Below are 15,729 nucleotides of genomic sequence, written 5' to 3' on the forward strand. Positions count from 1 at the left end.
CAGGGGGGTGGGGGCGGGGCATGTTGTGGGCGGTTGATGTGTGGCGGCGTGGCCATGCCGGGGTGAAAAGGACAGACCGTGAGCAGCGCTAACGGGGTCGGGCAGGAGCGAGGGTTCTTCGGGCACCCGCGGGGGTTGGCGAACCTCTTCGGCACGGAGATGTGGGAGCGGTTCTCCTACTACGGCATGCAGGCGATCCTGCTGTACTACCTGTACTTCTCCGTCGCCGAGGGTGGGCTAGCGCTCGACAAGGCGACCGCGGCGGGGATCGTGGGGGCGTACGGGGGGTCGGTCTACCTGGCGACCATCGCCGGGTCGTGGGTGGCGGACCGGTTGTTCGGGCCGGAGCGGACCCTGTTCTACAGCGGGGTCCTCATCCTCGTCGGCCACGTCGGGCTCGCGGTGCTGCCCGGCGTCGCGGGTGTCGCGGTGGGACTCGTCTGCGTCGCGATCGGGTCTGGTGGGTTGAAGGCGACCGCGACCACGCTCGTCGGCGCGCTCTACGAGGACGGTGACGAGCGCCGGGACGCCGGGTTCTCCATCTTCTACATGGGCATCAACATCGGTGCCCTGGTCGGCCCGCTGCTGACCGGGCTCCTGCAGACCCGCCTGGGCTTCCACTGGGGTTTCGGTCTCGCCGCGGTCGGGATGGCGGTCGGGTTGGCGCAGTACACCCTGGGGCGCAAGAACCTCCCCGAGTCCGGCAAGGTCGTGCCCAACCCGCTCGACGGTCCGGGGAAGCTGCGCGCGTTCGGTGCCATCGCGGTCGGGATCGCGGCCGTCGTCGTCCTCGTGTTGACCGGTGTGGTCGACGCCGACAACCTGGCCACCGTAGTCACCTGGGTGATCGCCGCCGCGGCGGTCACGCTGTTCGCGGTGTTGCTGCTCAGTCGCCAGGTCGACCGGGTGGAGCGGCAGCGCGTGCTGGCGTTCATCCCGATGTTCCTGGTGAGCTTCGGGTTCTGGTCGCTGTTCCAGCAGCAGTTCACCGTGCTGGCGATCTACGCCGAGGAGCGGGTGGACCTCGACCTGTTCGGCTGGCAGATCCCGCCGTCGTGGTTCAACTCGGTCGAGCCGCTGTTCGTGGTGCTGCTGGCCCCGGTGTTCGCCGCGCTGTGGGTGCGCCTCGGCGACCGCCAGCCGTCCACCCCGGTGAAGTTCGCCATGGGCGTCGGCGCGATGGGCGTCGCGTTCCTGGTGATGGCAATGCTGGGGTTCATCGAGGGCGAGCATGTCGTCCCGCCGCTGCTGTTGGTCCTAGTCCTGATCATCTTCGTGCTCGGTGAGCTCTGCCTGTCGCCGGTAGGACTGTCGCTGTCGACCAAGCTGGCCCCGCGCGCATACACCGCGCAGATGGTCGCACTGTTCTACCTGTCGCTGGCACTGGGCAGTTCCGTCGCCGGTGCGCTCGCCGAGTACTACACCGCTGACTCCGAGCCCACCTACTTCGGCATCCTCGGCGCGGTCGCGATCGGCCTCGGTGTGGTCATGGCCGTGCTGACCCCGTTCGTGCGCAAGCTGATGAACGGCGTCCGCTAGAGGCCCGCTCCCGGGCATCTAGTGCCCGGGAGCGGGTTCCACCAGTTCGACCAAGACCCCGCCCGCGTCCTTCGGGTGCACGAAGTTGACCCGGCTGTCGCTGGTGCCGCGCCTGGGCTCGTCGTAGAGCAACCGCAGACCCGCGGCGCGCAGGGCGTCGGCGGCGGCCACGACGTCGGTCACCCGGTAGGCGAGCTGTTGCAGCCCGGGGCCGTTGCGCCCGATGAACTTGGCGATCGTGGAGTTCTCGTCCAGCGGCGCCAGCAGCTGGATCGCGGTCCCCGATCCGTCGTCGCCGGGCGCGCGCAGCATCGCCTCGCGCACGCCCTGCTCGGCGTTGACCTCCTCGTGCACGGATTCCAGGCCGAAGTGCTCGCGGTGGAAGGCGATAGCGGCGTCGAGGTCGGGAACGGCTATTCCGACGTGGTCGACGGCCACGACAAAGGGAGCGACTACATCGCGCATGACGTGAGGATACGCCCTTCCTACTGATGGGTAACCAGGGCCTGTGCGGCTGCTCACACCGGCACGTGGCAAACCGCGTGACCGCGGGTATGGTCCACGTTAACGCCCGTTCGCATCGCTTAGGAGACCGCTGTGTCCGGATCCGTCATCGTCGCCGGGGCCCGCACCCCGATCGGTCGCCTGCTCGGCTCGCTCAAGGACTTCACCGGCGCTCAGCTCGGCGGCGTCGCGATCAAGGCAGCCCTGGAGCGCGCGGGCGTGCGACCGGAACAGGTGCAGTACACGATCATGGGCCAGGTCCTCACCGCGGGCGCGGGCCAGATCCCGGCGCGCCAGGCCGCCGTCGCCGCGGGCATCCCGATGGACGTCCCCGCGCTGACCATCAACAAGGTCTGCCTCTCCGGCCTCGACGCGATCGCGCTGGCCGACCAGCTCATCCGCGCGGGCGAGTTCGAGATCGTGGTCGCCGGTGGGCAGGAGTCGATGACCCAGGCGCCGCACCTGCTGCCCAAGTCCCGCTCCGGCTTCAAGTTCGGCGACGTGACCCTGCTCGACCACATGGCGCACGACGGCCTGTTCTGCGCCTTCGACCAGGTCGCGATGGGCGCCTCGACCGAGAAGCACAACTCCCGCTACGGCATCTCCCGCGAGGAGCAGGACGCCTTCGCCGCCACCTCGCACCAGCGCGCCGCCGAGGCCATCTCCGCCGGTCGCCTCGCCGACGAGATCGCCCCGGTGAGCATCCCGCAGCGCAAGGGTGACCCGGTCGTGTTCGACACCGACGAGGGCGTGCGGGCCGACACCACCGCCGAGGGACTGGCCAAGCTGCGGCCCGCGTTCGCCAGCGACGGCACCATCACCGCCGGGTCCGCCTCGCAGATCTCCGACGGCGCCGCCGCGGTCGTGGTGATGAGCAAGGCCAAGGCCGAGGAGCTGGGCCTGAGCTGGATCGCCGAGATCGGCGCGCACGGCGTGGTCGCCGGGCCGGACGCGAGCCTGCACGAGCAGCCGTCCAACGCCATCAAGGCCGCGCTGGCCAAGCAGGGCCTGGCCGCCACCGACCTCGACCTGGTCGAGATCAACGAGGCGTTCGCCGCGGTCGGCGTGGTCTCCACCCGCCAGTTGGGTGTCGACCCGGAGATCGTCAACGTCAACGGCGGCGCGATCGCCCTCGGTCACCCGATCGGGGCGTCCGGTGCTCGCCTGGTCGTGCACCTGGCCTACGAGCTCAAGCGGCGCGGCGGCGGCATCGGTGCCGCGGGCCTGTGCGGCGGCGGTGGCCAGGGCGACGCACTGATCATCAGCGTGCCGAAGGTCTAGCCCTTGGTCAGGCAGCCGCCGACAGCCGAGCTGGTCGACCGCGCGCTCGAACGCCACCCGCGCGCGGTCGCCCGGCTCATCTCCCTGGTGGAGGCCGACAGCCCGCGGCTGCGCGCGGTCGCGGAGGCGCTCGCCCCGCACACCGGCCGGGCCAGGGTCATCGGCATCACCGGGCCACCCGGCGTCGGCAAGTCGACCACCACCTCGGCCCTGGTGTCGGCCTACCGCGCCAGGGGGCAGCGGGTCGGTGTGCTCGCGGTCGACCCGTCGTCGCCGTTCTCCGGCGGCGCGCTGCTCGGTGACCGGGTCCGGATGGGCGAGCACGCCGCCGACCCGGACGTCTTCATCCGGTCCATGGCCACCCGCGGCCACCTCGGCGGCCTCGCCGTGGCCACCCCGCAGGCGCTGCGCGTGCTCGACGCGGCCGGGTTCGACGTCGTGCTCATCGAGACAGTCGGGGTAGGACAGTCCGAAGTGGACGTCGTGGCGCTCGCCGACTGCGCGGTGGTGCTGCTCACCCCCGGCATGGGCGACGGCGTCCAGGCGGCCAAGGCGGGCATCCTGGAGATCGCCGACGTGTTCGCGGTCAACAAGGCCGACCGCGACGGCGCCGAGGCGACCGTGCGGGAGCTCAAGCACGCGATCTCGTTGGGGCGCAGGGAGATCCGCGGACCGAGCTGGCGCACCCCGGTGGTCAAGACCGTCGCCGCGCGCGCCGAGGGCATCGCCGACCTGGTCGACGCGATCGAGGCGCACCAGGCGTGGGCGGGGGAGCGCGGCGAGTTCACCGCCAGGCGGCTGGCCCGCGCCAGGGCCGAGATCGAGTCCATCGCGGTGCGCGAGTTGCGCTCCCGGCTCGGTGAGCTGCGCGGCGACCTGCTCGACCGCTTCGCCGCGGAAGTCCGGTCCGGCACCCTCGACCCGTATCGCGCGGCCGACGACCTGATCGCCGTGATCGCCACGAACGACACAGACGCCGCAATCGCGGGCATTCACGACAAGTAGTCGCCCCGACCCGGCCGCACCCGCTAGGTTCGCGGCATGACCAGCTCTGACGTCGAGGCGATCGTCGTCGACGACATCCACAAGTCCTACGGCGACCTGCGCGCCGTGGACGGTGTGTCGTTCACCGTCCACCACGGCGAGTTCTTCGGCATCCTCGGCCCCAACGGCGCGGGCAAGACCACCGCGCTGGAGATCATGGAGGGCCTGCGCGAACCGGACCGGGGTTCGGTGCGGCTGCTGGGCATCGACCCCTTCCCGCGCAAGGTCGCCCTGCTGCCCAGGATCGGCGTGCAGCTCCAGGCGTCGGCGTTCTTCGACAAGCTCACCGCGCGCGAACAGCTGGAGACGTTCGCGGCGCTCTACGGCGTCGGCCCGGCGCGCGCGGCGGAGATGCTGGAGCTGGTCGGGCTCACCGACAAGGCGAACACCCGCGAGGGCAAGCTCTCCGGCGGCCAGCGGCAGCGGCTGTCGATCGCCTGCGCCCTCGTGCACGACCCGGACGTCGTGTTCCTCGACGAACCCACCGCCGCGCTCGACCCGCAGGCCAGGCGCAACCTGTGGGACGTCCTGCGCGCCATCCGCGAACGCGGCAAGACGATCGTCTACACGACGCACTACCTCGACGAGGCAGAGATCCTCTGCGACCGGGTGGCCATCATGGACCGTGGCAAGGTGCTGGCGCAGGACACCCCCGCCGCCCTCGTCCGGGGTCTCGACGCCCCCGCGCGGATCACCCTCGAACGCGGCGCGCTGACCGAGGCCGACGCCGCCGCGCTCCCCGGCGCCGACGAGGTCACCGCCGACGAGCAGTCGCTCACCATCACCACCCGCACCCCGGCGCCGCTGCTGACCGCGCTCGCCGAGCGCGGCTCCCTCGACGGGCTGCAGGTGCGGACCGCCACCCTGGAGGACGTGTTCCTCCACCTCACCGGACGGGAGTACCGCGCGTGAAGGGACCGTTCAAGAGCCTGGCGGTCGCGATGGCCAAGAGCTTCGTGCGCGACCGGGCCACCCTGTTCTTCGCCTTCGTGTTCCCGCTGATGTTCCTGGTCATCTTCGGCCTGCTGTTCCGCGACATCGGCACCGAGAAGATCAAGCTCGGCGCGTACGGCGACGGCGCGGTGATCACCGCGCTGGAACGCTCCGGGGTGGTCGAGTTGGAGCGCTTCGACACCGCGGCGGCGGGCGAGGCCAAGGTCCGCGACGGCGACCTGCCCGGCATCGTCGAGGCCACCGGCGACACCGTCGTGCTGCGCTTCGCCGCCAGCGACCAGGCCCAGGCGGGCACCGTGCAGGGCCTGGTGTCCGGGATCACCCAGCAGCTCAACGTGGTCGCCAGCGGCAAACCCGCCAAGTACGACTTCCGCGCCGAGCAGGTCGAGGACTCCTCGCTCAAGTCCATCCAGTACCTCACCCCGGGCATCCTGAGCTGGGGCATCGCGGTCACCGCGGTGTTCGGCGCGGCCATCACCCTGGTCAACTGGCGGCGCAAGCAGGTGCTGCGCAGGCTCCGGCTCGCCCCGATCGGCATCACCCCGATCCTCACCTCGCGGGTGGTCGTCACCATCGGCGTCGCGATCGCGCAGGCACTGCTGTTCGTCGGCGTCGCGCTGCTGCCCGTGTTCGGGCTCACCCTCGCGGGCACCTGGTGGCTGTCGATCCCGGTGTTCCTGTCCGGGGTGCTCGCCTTCTTCTCCATCGGCATGCTGGTCGGCGCGTTCTGCAAGACCGAGGAAGCCGCGACCGGCGCGGCCAACATCGTCGTGCTGCCGATGGCGTTCCTGTCCGGCACCTTCTTCCCGATCGACCTGGCGCCGCAGTGGCTGCAGGCGGTGTCGAAGGTGTTCCCGCTGCGGCACATGAACGACGGCGTGACCGACTTCCTGGTGCGCGGCAAGGGAGCCGAGGCGCTGCTGCTGCCGTGCGGCGTCCTCCTCGGCTTCACCCTCGTTGTGTCCTTCATCGCATCAAGGGTTTTCACCTGGGAAGAGAGTTAAGGGCACGCAACCTCAGGGGACCGTGACGGCGGCCAGCCACGGACGACCACGCGACGCGATCATTCCCCCGCTACGTGACCACACCAAAAATCCGGGGAGGCGGACATGTGGGGAGAGCCACTGTGGGGGTGGGGCTCGATGGGGGTGAGCGCGCTCACGCTCCACACTGGAGGCATGTTCACGCCAGCTGGTCGTTTCCGCGTCGTCGCGCTCGCCGAGGCCGTTTCCTGGATCGGTCTGCTCGTCGGCATGGTCTTCAAGTACGCAACCGATCTCGGTGACATCGGGGTCAAGGTCTTCGGCCCGGTGCACGGGGGCGTCTTCGTCGCCTACCTCGTGGTGACCGCGATCACCGCCAGGCAGCTGCGGTGGAGCCGCTGGAGCACCTTCTGGGCACTGGCGGCCAGCGTCCCTCCACTCGCGACACTCGGCTACGAGCGGTGGGCGCTGCGCACCGGCAAGCTCGACGACTCCGCCACCCCGGCGGGCATCGGCCTCGCCCTGCGACTGCGCCCCGCCGCCTAGCAACCCTCGATCCCACCCGGTGCGCCGGTCGGCGTGGCCCGGCTCACCGCAGGGGATCTCCCGGCCCGGATCGACACGGATCCGGGCCGTTCGGCGTACCCGGGTCAGTCCTGGAAGTCGCCGGTCGCGCGGCGGACCTTGGCCAGCAGGTCGGTCAGCTGGGTGGTCTGGCGCTCGGTGAGCCCGCGCAGGCCGAAGTCGACCGCGGTCACCGCCTCGGTCGCCTCCGCCTGCCGCTGCCTGCCCGCGTCGGTGATCTCGGCCAGCGTGGTGCGCCGGTCGGTCGGGTGCGGGGTGCGCCGGACCAGGCCGTCGGCCTCCAGCCGGTCGACGATGTTGGTGACGCTCGTCGGGTGCAGCTGCAACCGCTCGCCCATCACCCGCATCGGCAGGCTGCCGCGCTTGGAGAAGGTCAGCAGCACCAGCGCCTCGTAGCGGGCGAAGGTCAGCCCGTGCGGCTTGAGCGCGCCGTCCACCGCGGACTGCAGGATCTGCTGCACGCGCATCACGCTGGTCACGGCCGCCATGGTGGTGGCGTCGCCGATGCGGTCCCCCCACAGCTGCGCCGCGCGGGCGATCGGGTCGAACGGCAACGAGCGCGGCCTCATGGGAGTTGAAGCTACCAGTGGGGTTCGCCGGGGGTGCCCGGATAGTGTGCTGGCACCGTCGCGCGTCCCCGAGGAGTCACCATGCTCATCGCCTTCAGCGTCAGCCCACTCGGTGGGGAATCCGAGACCGTCGGCCCCGCCGTCGCCGAGGCCGTGCGGGTGGTCCGCGAGTCGGGCCTGCCGCACCAGCTCACCGCGATGTACACCATCGTCGAAGGCGAGTGGGACGAGGTGATGGCCGTGGTCAAGCGGGCCACCGACGTGCTGCTGGCCGACTACCCCCGGGTCAGCCTGGTGCTCAAGGCCGACATCCGCCCCGGCCACACCGGCCAGCTGACCGCCAAGGTCGACCGGGTCGAGCAGTACCTGGCAGACTAGGACCCGGCAGAACAGTAGGACGTCCGACTGTTCCGGTCGTCGATGAACAAGGGAACCGCCGTGGATCCGCGCACGCTGTGGCAGTGCTTCGAGCCCTATCACGCCGTCACCTACTTCACCCCCGAGTCGATCGCCGAGACCGACGCGCTCGGCTGCCAAGGCCGGTGGATGGGCTACTTCGGCCTGCGCGCGGCTCCGCTGGGGGCCGCCCCCGGGTGGCTGGTCGGCAGCCTCTTCTACACCTTCCACGCCTCCAGGGTGCAGCGGCAGGTGCCCGCTGTCTGGTCCGTCGCCGAGCCAGCCGACTTCCTGGCGGCCCGGCTGCGCGGGGTCGACGGGGCGTTGCGGCGGCTGCTGGGCGACGAGGTGGTCGAGGGTCCCGACGTGGCCGAGGCGGCGGACCTGGCCCGGTCGATCGTCGAGTGGGTGCCCACCGCGGGGCGGCCGCTGGGTGCCGCCAACGCGGCGCTGCCGGTGCCAGAGCAACCGCACCTGGCGCTCTGGCAGGTCGCCACGACGCTGCGCGAGTCCCGGGGCGACGGGCACGTGGCCGCGCTGGTGACCGCTGGCTTGGACCCGGTCGAGGCCCTTGTCGCCTTCGCGGCCGACCGCGGGTTGACCTCCGCGTACCTGCAGGCGGCCCGCAACGTCCCGGAGGGGGAGTGGGCGGACGCGGAGACCCGGCTGCTGGAACGCGACCTGCTGGCCGCGCCGGGGGTGCTGACCGACTTCGGGGTGGAGCTGCGGCAGTCGGTGGAGGACCTCACCGACGAGGCCGCCGCCGCGCCGTGGCTGGAACTGGGGGAGCAGGGCACGGCGCGGTTCGTGTCCCTGCTGGCCCCGCTGGCGCTGCGGATCACCCGGCTCAACGACGTGATGCGGCCCAACCCGATGGCCCTGGCCCCCGAGCACCGGCTGGCCGAGCTCGCCGGGGCCGGGTGAGCCGGGCGCGTCCCAGCAAGTGGACTTCCCCGGGTCGCGCGGGCTCCTGCGCCGGGGTTGACCGGTAGGCCGGACGCGGTTCGGGGGAGCATGCCAGGATGATGGGGTGACCAGGCCAGATCCACGCCAGACCGCCGCGCTGTCGGCCGCCCTGTCCAGGGCCGTAGACCTGTCCGCCCTCAAGGCGCGCGCCGACGCCGCGAAGACGGCGCCGCCGACGGCGGGCCCGCACCCGTCCACCCCGGCCGCCACCAGCGCCGTCGTCGACATCACCGAGGCCAACTTCGAGGCCGACGTGGTCGAGTACTCGACCCAGGTGCCGGTGGTCGTCGCCCTCGTCGCGGGCTGGTCCGCCCAGTCGACGCAGCTGCTGGCCACCCTGGAGAAGCTCGCCGCCCAGGACAACGGCTCCTGGCGCCTGGCCAGGGTCGACGTCGAGGTCAGCCCGCGGGTGGCGCAGCTCTTCGGTGCCCAGGCGGTGCCGATGGTGATCGCCATCGCAGGACGGCAGCCGGTGGACGCGTTCAACGACGTCCCCCCGCAGGAGCGGGTCCGCGAGTGGGTCGACTCCATCCTCGACGCCCTGCGTGACCGCCTCCCCGGCATCCGCGCCGCCGAGGCCGCCGCGCCCGCGGGTGACGAACCGCCCGCGGAGCCGGAGGACGAGCGCTTCACCGTCGCCGAGAACGCCCTCAACCTGGGCGACTTCACCGCGGCCGAAGCGGGCTACCAGTCCATCCTCGCCGCGGAACCGAACAACGCCGACGCCAAGGCCGCCCTGGTGCAGGTCCAGTTCCTGGCCCGCGCCCACGCCACCGACCCCTCGGTCATCGTCCGCGCCGACATCTCCCCCGACGACGTCGACGCCCAACTCTCCGCCGCCGACCTCGAGGTCGCGGGCCAGCAGATCGACCAGGCATTCGCCCGCCTCATCAACACCGTCCGCCGCACATCGGGCCCGGAGCGCGACAAGGCCAGAACCCACCTCGTCTCCCTCTTCGACCTCTTCACCCCCGACGACCCCCGCGTCGCCAAGGCCCGCCGAGACCTGGCCAGCGCCCTCTTCTAGACCCAGCCACTCTGGACCCAGCTCAGCGAAAAGCCCGCACCGGGACTGTCCGGTGCGGGCTTTCGTTTGTTCCCGCGGGCTTTGCCCAACCCGCCGCGCTCTCGATCACCCCGCGCTCTCGATCACCCCGCGCTCTCGATCACCCCGCGTTCGCCCACCGCGAACCCCGCCGCCGAAGCCACACCAGCGCGCCCCGACTCCCGCCGCCAGCCATGATCAACTCCGCGACCGGGGCACTCCCTCCCGGGGGCCGGGGGCCCATCTCTGAACCTATCGAACCCGGCGGCTTGTCAAGAGGGGTCGCGGAAGGGCTGTGGATGGTTCGAGGTCTTGTGGATGGACGTGGTTTCCGGACCAGCGGGACGCAGTTCGGGACCTCCTGTGCGACTGCGGTCGGAGGGGACTCCTGGCTTGGTGACGGAGTCGGCTTGGTCGGCCTGTCCTGTCGGCTGCGCGGAGCGGTGAAGGAGCGCCGCCGGGATCGGGCCAAGGCCGCTGCGTGTCGGGTCGTTGGGCGGCGAAGAAGGCGGGACCCGCTGGGGATCCGGCCTGCCGCGGGCCCGGTGTCAGCTGAACTGGTTGGCGCAGCCCTTGTCGCCTTCGAAGTAGCCGATTCGGAAGGCTTCTACGCGGGCGAAGCCGGAGGGGACCTGTTTGCCGTTGATGTCGGCGGCGATCAAGCTGTTGTCCTGCAACAGTTCCGCGACCGCCTCGTCCAGGTCGCCGACGGCGAGGCGGAGTTTGCTCTCGTTGGCGTTGCCCGCGAGGTCGGTGAACTTCGCCCACGCCCCGGTCAGGCAGGCCGTGCGCAGGCCGGTCTTGTCTCCTTCGAGCGACACGCCCACCGACTTCTGGATCGACAGCGAGTACCGCGAGGCGATTTCCGCGAAGGCCGCGAAGTCCCCGATCCCGGCCCCGTCGACGCCGGGTTCCTGGCCGCGCTTCGGGGGTGTCGCGATCTTCTCCATCGCGTCCGGGTCGATGGCGACCGTGTTCGAGTCCGGGCAGAACGAGACCGGCGGGGTGGAGTTGCCCTTCTTGCAGTCGGCGCCGTCGTAAGTGATCGCGGGTGGGGTGGCTCCGGTGCGCTTGTACGCCTCGTCGAGGCTGGCCTGGAGGAGGTCCTGGACCTTCTTGTTGTCGAACTCCACGTCGCCGTTGCGGGAGTTCTCCATCTCGGTCTCGCCGCGCTCCTTCTCGGAGATGCGGGTGTTGATCTCGTCCTGGTTCATCCGCGCGCACCGGGTCGGGCCCTCGGAGAACCCGGCCTGGAAGGCGAAGACGCGGTCGAAGGCCAGGCCGTGCGCGCCCTGCTTGCTCGCGGAGAGACCCGCCGGGTCGCGGATGAAGAACATGGTGGCCAGCACGTGGTTGAGGCCCTTGCCGGTGTTGACGTCGAAGTGCTTGGCCTTGCCCTCGGCGACCCAGCGGAAGAAGCCGCCCGCGTAGCAGTCGGCCTGCTGCTCCTTGATGATCGTCGGCGTCGTCTGGTTGATGCCGCTGAGGCTGCCCAGCCGGAACTGCACCGCGTGGCCCATCTCGTGCGCGAGCACCGCGACCACCGACATCGGCCCGAACTGCTTGTCCAGCATCGGCAGCAGCACGCCGCGGTCCCAGGCGACGCTGTCGTCTGCGTTGCAGTAGAAGGCGTTCACCAGGTCCGCGGTGCTCTGGCCGCACAGCTTGATGGCCTTGCCCTTGGAGTCGTAGGACGCCAGCCGCTTGATCGGCTCGAACTGCTTGCCGTCGAAGTCGGCAGGCATCCGCTCGGACCAGTAGTCGTAGATGTCGGACAGCGCGTTGACCGCCAACCGGTCCATCTCGCCGCCGTCGGCGTTCTCCACCTGCAGCGTCGCGTCCGCCGCGCCCTTCTTCGGGCCGGTGGGGCCGTCGTTGTTGACCGGGATCCCGGCCGCGGTGCCCGCGTCGATGTCACCGACCCCGCGCGGTCTGCCCTCGATCGGCTGCCCGGCGCACCCGCCGAGCTGCACGAGAAGTACCCCCGCCACCGCCAGGGCAGCCGCGACCCGCGCCCGCGCACTGAGAACCCGCACCGCAACCCCTACCCGAGCCGTCCGACCTGATCTCCGGGAGAGGGTAACCGGGCGCCCGCGCGCCGCGGGTCCGGTTCGCGCTAAGTCACGAAAGACCGCACTGTTGAGCACCCTCAGTGAACCCCTGGCGGAACGCGCGGACCCGGTCGAAGCCCGCGGCCGGGGCGGCGCCAGCGAGGTCACGGGCCGCGTAGTCGTAGTCCAGCAGCACCTGGACGGCCTCGTCGAGGTCGCCGGGGGACAGCAGCCGGGGCCGGGTCGTGAACAGGGACTGGGTGAACGCCCCCGCGAGGCAGTTCGCCGAGCGCTGCGCGTCCGCGCCGGTCAGCGGCTTGCCCGCCGCGGCGAGGGCGGCCAACCCGTAGCGGCTCGCGATCAGGGTGCCGGTGGCGTAGTCGCCGATGTCGGCGTGCAGCTCCGGCAGCTCCTTGGCCACGTCCACCTGCACCGACTTGTCCTGCGGGCAGTACGCGACCGGCCCCTGCCTGGTGCCCTCGCAGGTCGGCGCCCCGGTCGAGCGGACCACCTTCGGCGCGGTCCACTGCTTGCCCAGCGTCGGCAGCAGCGCCCCGTAGAACGAGTCGAGGCCCAGCGTCACCGACTCGATCATCTGCGCGAACTCCAGGTTCCCGCCGCGGGCCTGGTCACCGGCGTCGATGAACCCGCTGAGGGTGAACACCCGGTTGTCCACGGTCATCTTCGAGCAGGTCACCGCGCCCTGCTCGTAGCCGTCCTGGAACGCCGAGACCCGGTCGAACGCGTCGCCGTGCGCGCCGCGGTCCTGCTGCTCGGTGCCGATCGGGTCGCGGAAGCTGATCAGCGACTCCAGCGCGGTGTCCAGCCGGTCCTTGGCGATGGTCAGGTGCTCGGCCTTCCCGTCGACCACCCACCGCACGAACGACCCGGCGTAGCAGTCGGCCATCGCCTCGATCAGGATCGTCGGGTACTTGCTCGGGTTCGCCTTGCGCTCGGTGGCGCCGCTGCCGGTGCGGTCCTGCACCGCGTGGCCCATCTCGTGCGCGAGCACCAGCATCACCGCCGCCTCACCGAAGCGGTCCCGCAGCACCGGCAGCAGCGCCGCCCGGTCCCAGGCGATGATGTCGGCCTCCGGGCAGTAGAACGCGTTGCCCTCGACGTCGCTGGCCTTGTTCGCGCACGGCGGCGCCGGGCTGTCGTCGTCCGCGGTGTCCACCGAGTAGAACCCACCCTTGGGCGGGCTGTACTCCTTGCCGAAGGTCGCCGGGAACGTCGCCGTCCAGTACGCCTGCACGTCGGTGACCACCGTGCCCGCCAACCGGTCGACATCCCCGCCGTCGGTGTTGCGCACGAACGACGGGTCGACCCCGCTCCCGGTGCCCGGCTCGCCCTTGGACACCGACCCCTGGCTCACCGCCTGCCCGGGCACCGTCGTCGTGCACGCCAACAACGCGAACACCGCGATCAACGCGGGCAACAACCGCGCCAGGTCCCCAGGGCTATGCGTGCGCACGTCGACCAGTCTGCCCCAGCCACCCCTCGCGGCGCTGTCAGACCGCGGGTACGTCCGGGCCGACGTCCACCGCGTCGCCCGGGAAGTCCCTGCTGGGCTGGGTCGGGTCGGCCAGGGTGGCATCGGGTAGGGCGGCGTTGGGGAGGGCGTTGTCGGCTTCGGTGAGGACCTGGGCCGCGGTGTCGCGGTCGGGGGCCAGCCAGATGACGCCCTGGGGTGGGAGTTGCAGGACCAGGGAGGCGGGGCGGCCGTGCCAGGGGGCGGCGGTGGCGGTGACGGTGCCGAGGTTGCCGACGCCGGAGCCGCCGTAGGACTCGGCGTCGGTGTTGAGGATTTCGCGCCAGGTGCCGGTGCGGGGGACGCCGACCCGGTAGTCGTGGTGCGGGGAGCCGGAGAAGTTGGCGACGCACAGCAGTTCGGTGTCGCCGCCCTGGCGCAGGAAGCTCAGCACGTTGCCAGCCGAGTCGTTGGCGTCGACCCAGGAGAAGCCCTCGGGGCGGCTGTCGTCGAGGTAGAGCGCGGGCTGCTCGCGGTAGACGCCGTTGAGGTCGCGCACCAGCGAGCCGATGCCCCGGTGCAGCGGCTGATCAGTCAGCTCCCAGTCCAGCGACCGCGACTCCGACCACTCCCTGACCTGGCCGAACTCGCCGCCCATGAACAGCAGTTGCTTGCCGGGGTGCGCCCACATGAACGCCAGCAGGGCGCGCAGCCCGGCGGCCTTGTTCCAGTCGTCGCCCGGCATCCGGGTCCACAGCGAGCCCTTGCCGTGCACCACCTCGTCGTGCGACAGCGGCAGGGTGAAGTTCTCACTCCACGCGTACACCAGCGAGAAGGTGATCTCGTTGTGGTGGTACGAGCGGTGGATCGGGTCGTGGCCGATGTAGCTGAGCGTGTCGTGCATCCAGCCCATGTTCCACTTGAAGCCGAACCCGAGGCCGCCCAGGTGCGTCGGCCGCGTCACCCCCGGCCACGCCGTCGACTCCTCGGCGACCATCACCACACCGGGGTGGTGCTTGTAGACGGTCGCGTTGAGCTCCTGCAGGAACCGCACCGCGTCCAGGTTCTCCCGGCCGCCGTGCTCGTTGGGCAGCCACTCGCCCTCGTTGCGGGAGTAGTCCAGGTACAGCATCGAGGCCACCGCGTCGACCCGCAGGCCGTCGATGTGGAACTCCTCGATCCAGTACAGCGCGTTGGCCACCAGGAAGTTGCGCACCTCGGAGCGGCCGAAGTCGAACACCAGGGTGCCCCAGTCGGGCTGCTCGCCGCGGCGCGGGTCGCCGTGCTCGTAGAGCGGGCTGCCGTCGAAGCGGGCCAGCGCCCACGAGTCGCGCGGGAAGTGCGCGGGCACCCAGTCCATGATCACGCCGATGCCGCGCCGGTGCAGCTCGTCGACCAGGTGCCGGAACTCGTCCGGGCTGCCGAAGCGCGAGGTCGGCGCGTAGTACGAGGTGACCTGGTAGCCCCACGACCCGCCGAACGGGTGCTCGGCCACTGGGAGCAGCTCGACGTGGGTGAAGTTGTGCGCCACCAGGTAGTCACCGAGCTGGTCGGCCAGTTCCCGGTAGCCAAGGCCCTGCCGCCACGACCCGAGGTGCGCCTCGTAGACGCTCATCGGCGCCGCGCTCCACGCCGTCGCGTCCCGGCGGGCCAGCCACTCGGCGTCGAGCCACCGGTACTCCGAAGTGGACACCACCGACGCCGTGGCGGGCGGCACCTCGGTGGCGCGGGCCATCGGGTCGGCCTTCTCGTGCCACGAGCCGTCCGCGCCGTGGATGCGGAACTTGTACCGGGTGCCCGGCGGCACCCCGGGCAGGAAGACCTCCCACACCCCGGACGAGCCCAGCGACCGCATCGGGTTCGCGCGCCCGTCCCAGCCGTCGAAGTCGCCGCACACCCGCACCCCGCGCGCGGTCGGCGCCCACACCGCGAACGAGGTCCCCTCGACGACGCCCTTCGCGGTGTCGTAGCGGCGCACGTGCGCGCCGAGGATCTCCCACAGCCGCTCGTGGCGGCCCTCGCGGAACAGGTGCAGGTCGAGCTCGCCGAGCGTGGGCAGCCAGCGGTACGGGTCCTCCACGAGCTCGGGACCCGCGCCGTAGTCGACCTCCAGGAGGTACTCCTCCGGTGCTTCTTGCAGGTCGACCGCGAACACGCTGTCGCCGACCTCGTCCATCTCGTGCCGCTGGTCGCCGAAGATCACCGCGACCGACTTGGCGTTGGGGCGCAGCGCCCGCACCACCGCCCCGCCCTTGCCCCTGGGGTGGATGCCCAGCAGGGAGTGCGGGTCGTGGTGCGCGCCTGCGATGAGCCGCTCGATCTCGTCAACCAACAAGAGGTA

General features: G+C 71.2%; 14 protein-coding genes. 9 read left to right on the forward strand and 5 right to left on the reverse strand.

What is annotated here, in order from left to right:
• Positions 1-78 precede the first annotated feature (78 nt).
• Positions 79-1,539: a peptide MFS transporter gene (locus CLV68_RS23935; RefSeq protein WP_121393151.1), complete on the forward strand. Its 1,461-nt coding sequence runs from the start codon at positions 79-81 to the stop codon at positions 1,537-1,539.
• 18 nt (positions 1,540-1,557) lie between these two features.
• Here CLV68_RS23935 and mce read toward each other — a convergent pair whose 3' ends face one another.
• Positions 1,558-2,004: a methylmalonyl-CoA epimerase gene (gene mce, locus CLV68_RS23940; protein WP_121393152.1), complete on the reverse strand. Its 447-nt coding sequence runs from the start codon at positions 2,002-2,004 to the stop codon at positions 1,558-1,560.
• A 132-nt stretch (positions 2,005-2,136) separates the two neighbouring features.
• On the opposite strand from mce, the gene CLV68_RS23945 reads away from it, so the two are divergent.
• From CLV68_RS23945 to CLV68_RS23965, 5 genes are all read left to right on the forward strand, one after another.
• Positions 2,137-3,324 (forward strand): acetyl-CoA C-acetyltransferase, encoded by a 1,188-nt coding sequence (locus tag CLV68_RS23945; RefSeq protein WP_121393153.1) that lies wholly within the window; start codon positions 2,137-2,139, stop codon positions 3,322-3,324.
• Between the two features lie 3 nt (positions 3,325-3,327).
• Entirely contained in the window at positions 3,328-4,329 is a 1,002-nt protein-coding gene (gene meaB / locus CLV68_RS23950) for a methylmalonyl Co-A mutase-associated GTPase MeaB (protein ID WP_121393154.1), read from the forward strand.
• A gap of 36 nt (positions 4,330-4,365) precedes the next feature.
• Positions 4,366-5,280 (forward strand): ABC transporter ATP-binding protein, encoded by a 915-nt coding sequence (locus tag CLV68_RS23955; protein ID WP_121393155.1) that lies wholly within the window; start codon positions 4,366-4,368, stop codon positions 5,278-5,280.
• Positions 5,277-6,326, forward strand: coding sequence for an ABC transporter permease (locus CLV68_RS23960; RefSeq protein ID WP_246010072.1), 1,050 nt, complete (start codon positions 5,277-5,279; stop codon positions 6,324-6,326). The genes CLV68_RS23955 and CLV68_RS23960 overlap by 4 nt, the downstream gene beginning before the upstream one ends.
• Before the next feature lie 174 nt (positions 6,327-6,500).
• On the forward strand, positions 6,501-6,851 hold the full coding sequence (locus CLV68_RS23965; protein ID WP_121393156.1) for a DUF3817 domain-containing protein: 351 nt from the start codon (positions 6,501-6,503) through the stop codon (positions 6,849-6,851).
• 104 nt (positions 6,852-6,955) lie between these two features.
• On the opposite strand, the gene CLV68_RS23970 is transcribed toward CLV68_RS23965, so the two are convergent.
• Positions 6,956-7,459 carry a MarR family winged helix-turn-helix transcriptional regulator gene (locus CLV68_RS23970; RefSeq protein WP_121393157.1) on the reverse strand — a complete coding sequence of 168 codons (504 nt, stop codon included), beginning with the start codon at positions 7,457-7,459 and terminating at the stop codon, positions 6,956-6,958.
• Between the two features lie 81 nt (positions 7,460-7,540).
• Here CLV68_RS23970 and CLV68_RS23975 point away from each other — a divergent pair, with 81 nt between their 5' ends.
• From CLV68_RS23975 to CLV68_RS23985, 3 genes are all read left to right on the forward strand, one after another.
• On the forward strand, positions 7,541-7,837 hold the full coding sequence (locus CLV68_RS23975) for an MTH1187 family thiamine-binding protein (RefSeq protein WP_121393158.1): 297 nt from the start codon (positions 7,541-7,543) through the stop codon (positions 7,835-7,837).
• Positions 7,838-7,879: 42 nt separating this feature from the next.
• On the forward strand, positions 7,880-8,779 hold the full coding sequence (locus CLV68_RS23980) for an SCO6745 family protein (RefSeq protein ID WP_121393159.1): 900 nt from the start codon (positions 7,880-7,882) through the stop codon (positions 8,777-8,779).
• Between the two features lie 106 nt (positions 8,780-8,885).
• Complete coding sequence (locus CLV68_RS23985; protein WP_121393160.1) at positions 8,886-9,848, forward strand: tetratricopeptide repeat protein; 963 nt, start codon at positions 8,886-8,888, stop codon at positions 9,846-9,848.
• Positions 9,849-10,414: 566 nt separating this feature from the next.
• Here CLV68_RS23985 and CLV68_RS23990 read toward each other — a convergent pair.
• The 3 genes from CLV68_RS23990 to glgB all read right to left on the reverse strand — a co-directional run bounded on the left by CLV68_RS23990 (position 10,415) and on the right by glgB (position 15,720).
• Positions 10,415-11,902, reverse strand: coding sequence for a neutral zinc metallopeptidase (locus CLV68_RS23990; RefSeq protein ID WP_121393161.1), 1,488 nt, complete (start codon positions 11,900-11,902; stop codon positions 10,415-10,417).
• A gap of 85 nt (positions 11,903-11,987) precedes the next feature.
• Positions 11,988-13,391, reverse strand: coding sequence for a neutral zinc metallopeptidase (locus CLV68_RS23995; RefSeq protein WP_246010073.1), 1,404 nt, complete (start codon positions 13,389-13,391; stop codon positions 11,988-11,990).
• A gap of 37 nt (positions 13,392-13,428) precedes the next feature.
• Complete coding sequence (gene glgB, locus CLV68_RS24000; RefSeq protein WP_121393386.1) at positions 13,429-15,720, reverse strand: 1,4-alpha-glucan branching protein GlgB; 2,292 nt, start codon at positions 15,718-15,720, stop codon at positions 13,429-13,431.
• Between the last annotated feature and the right edge of the window lie 9 nt (positions 15,721-15,729).

The organism is Actinokineospora cianjurensis (assembly GCF_003663795.1).
GTDB classification, from domain to species: domain Bacteria; phylum Actinomycetota; class Actinomycetes; order Mycobacteriales; family Pseudonocardiaceae; genus Actinokineospora; species Actinokineospora terrae.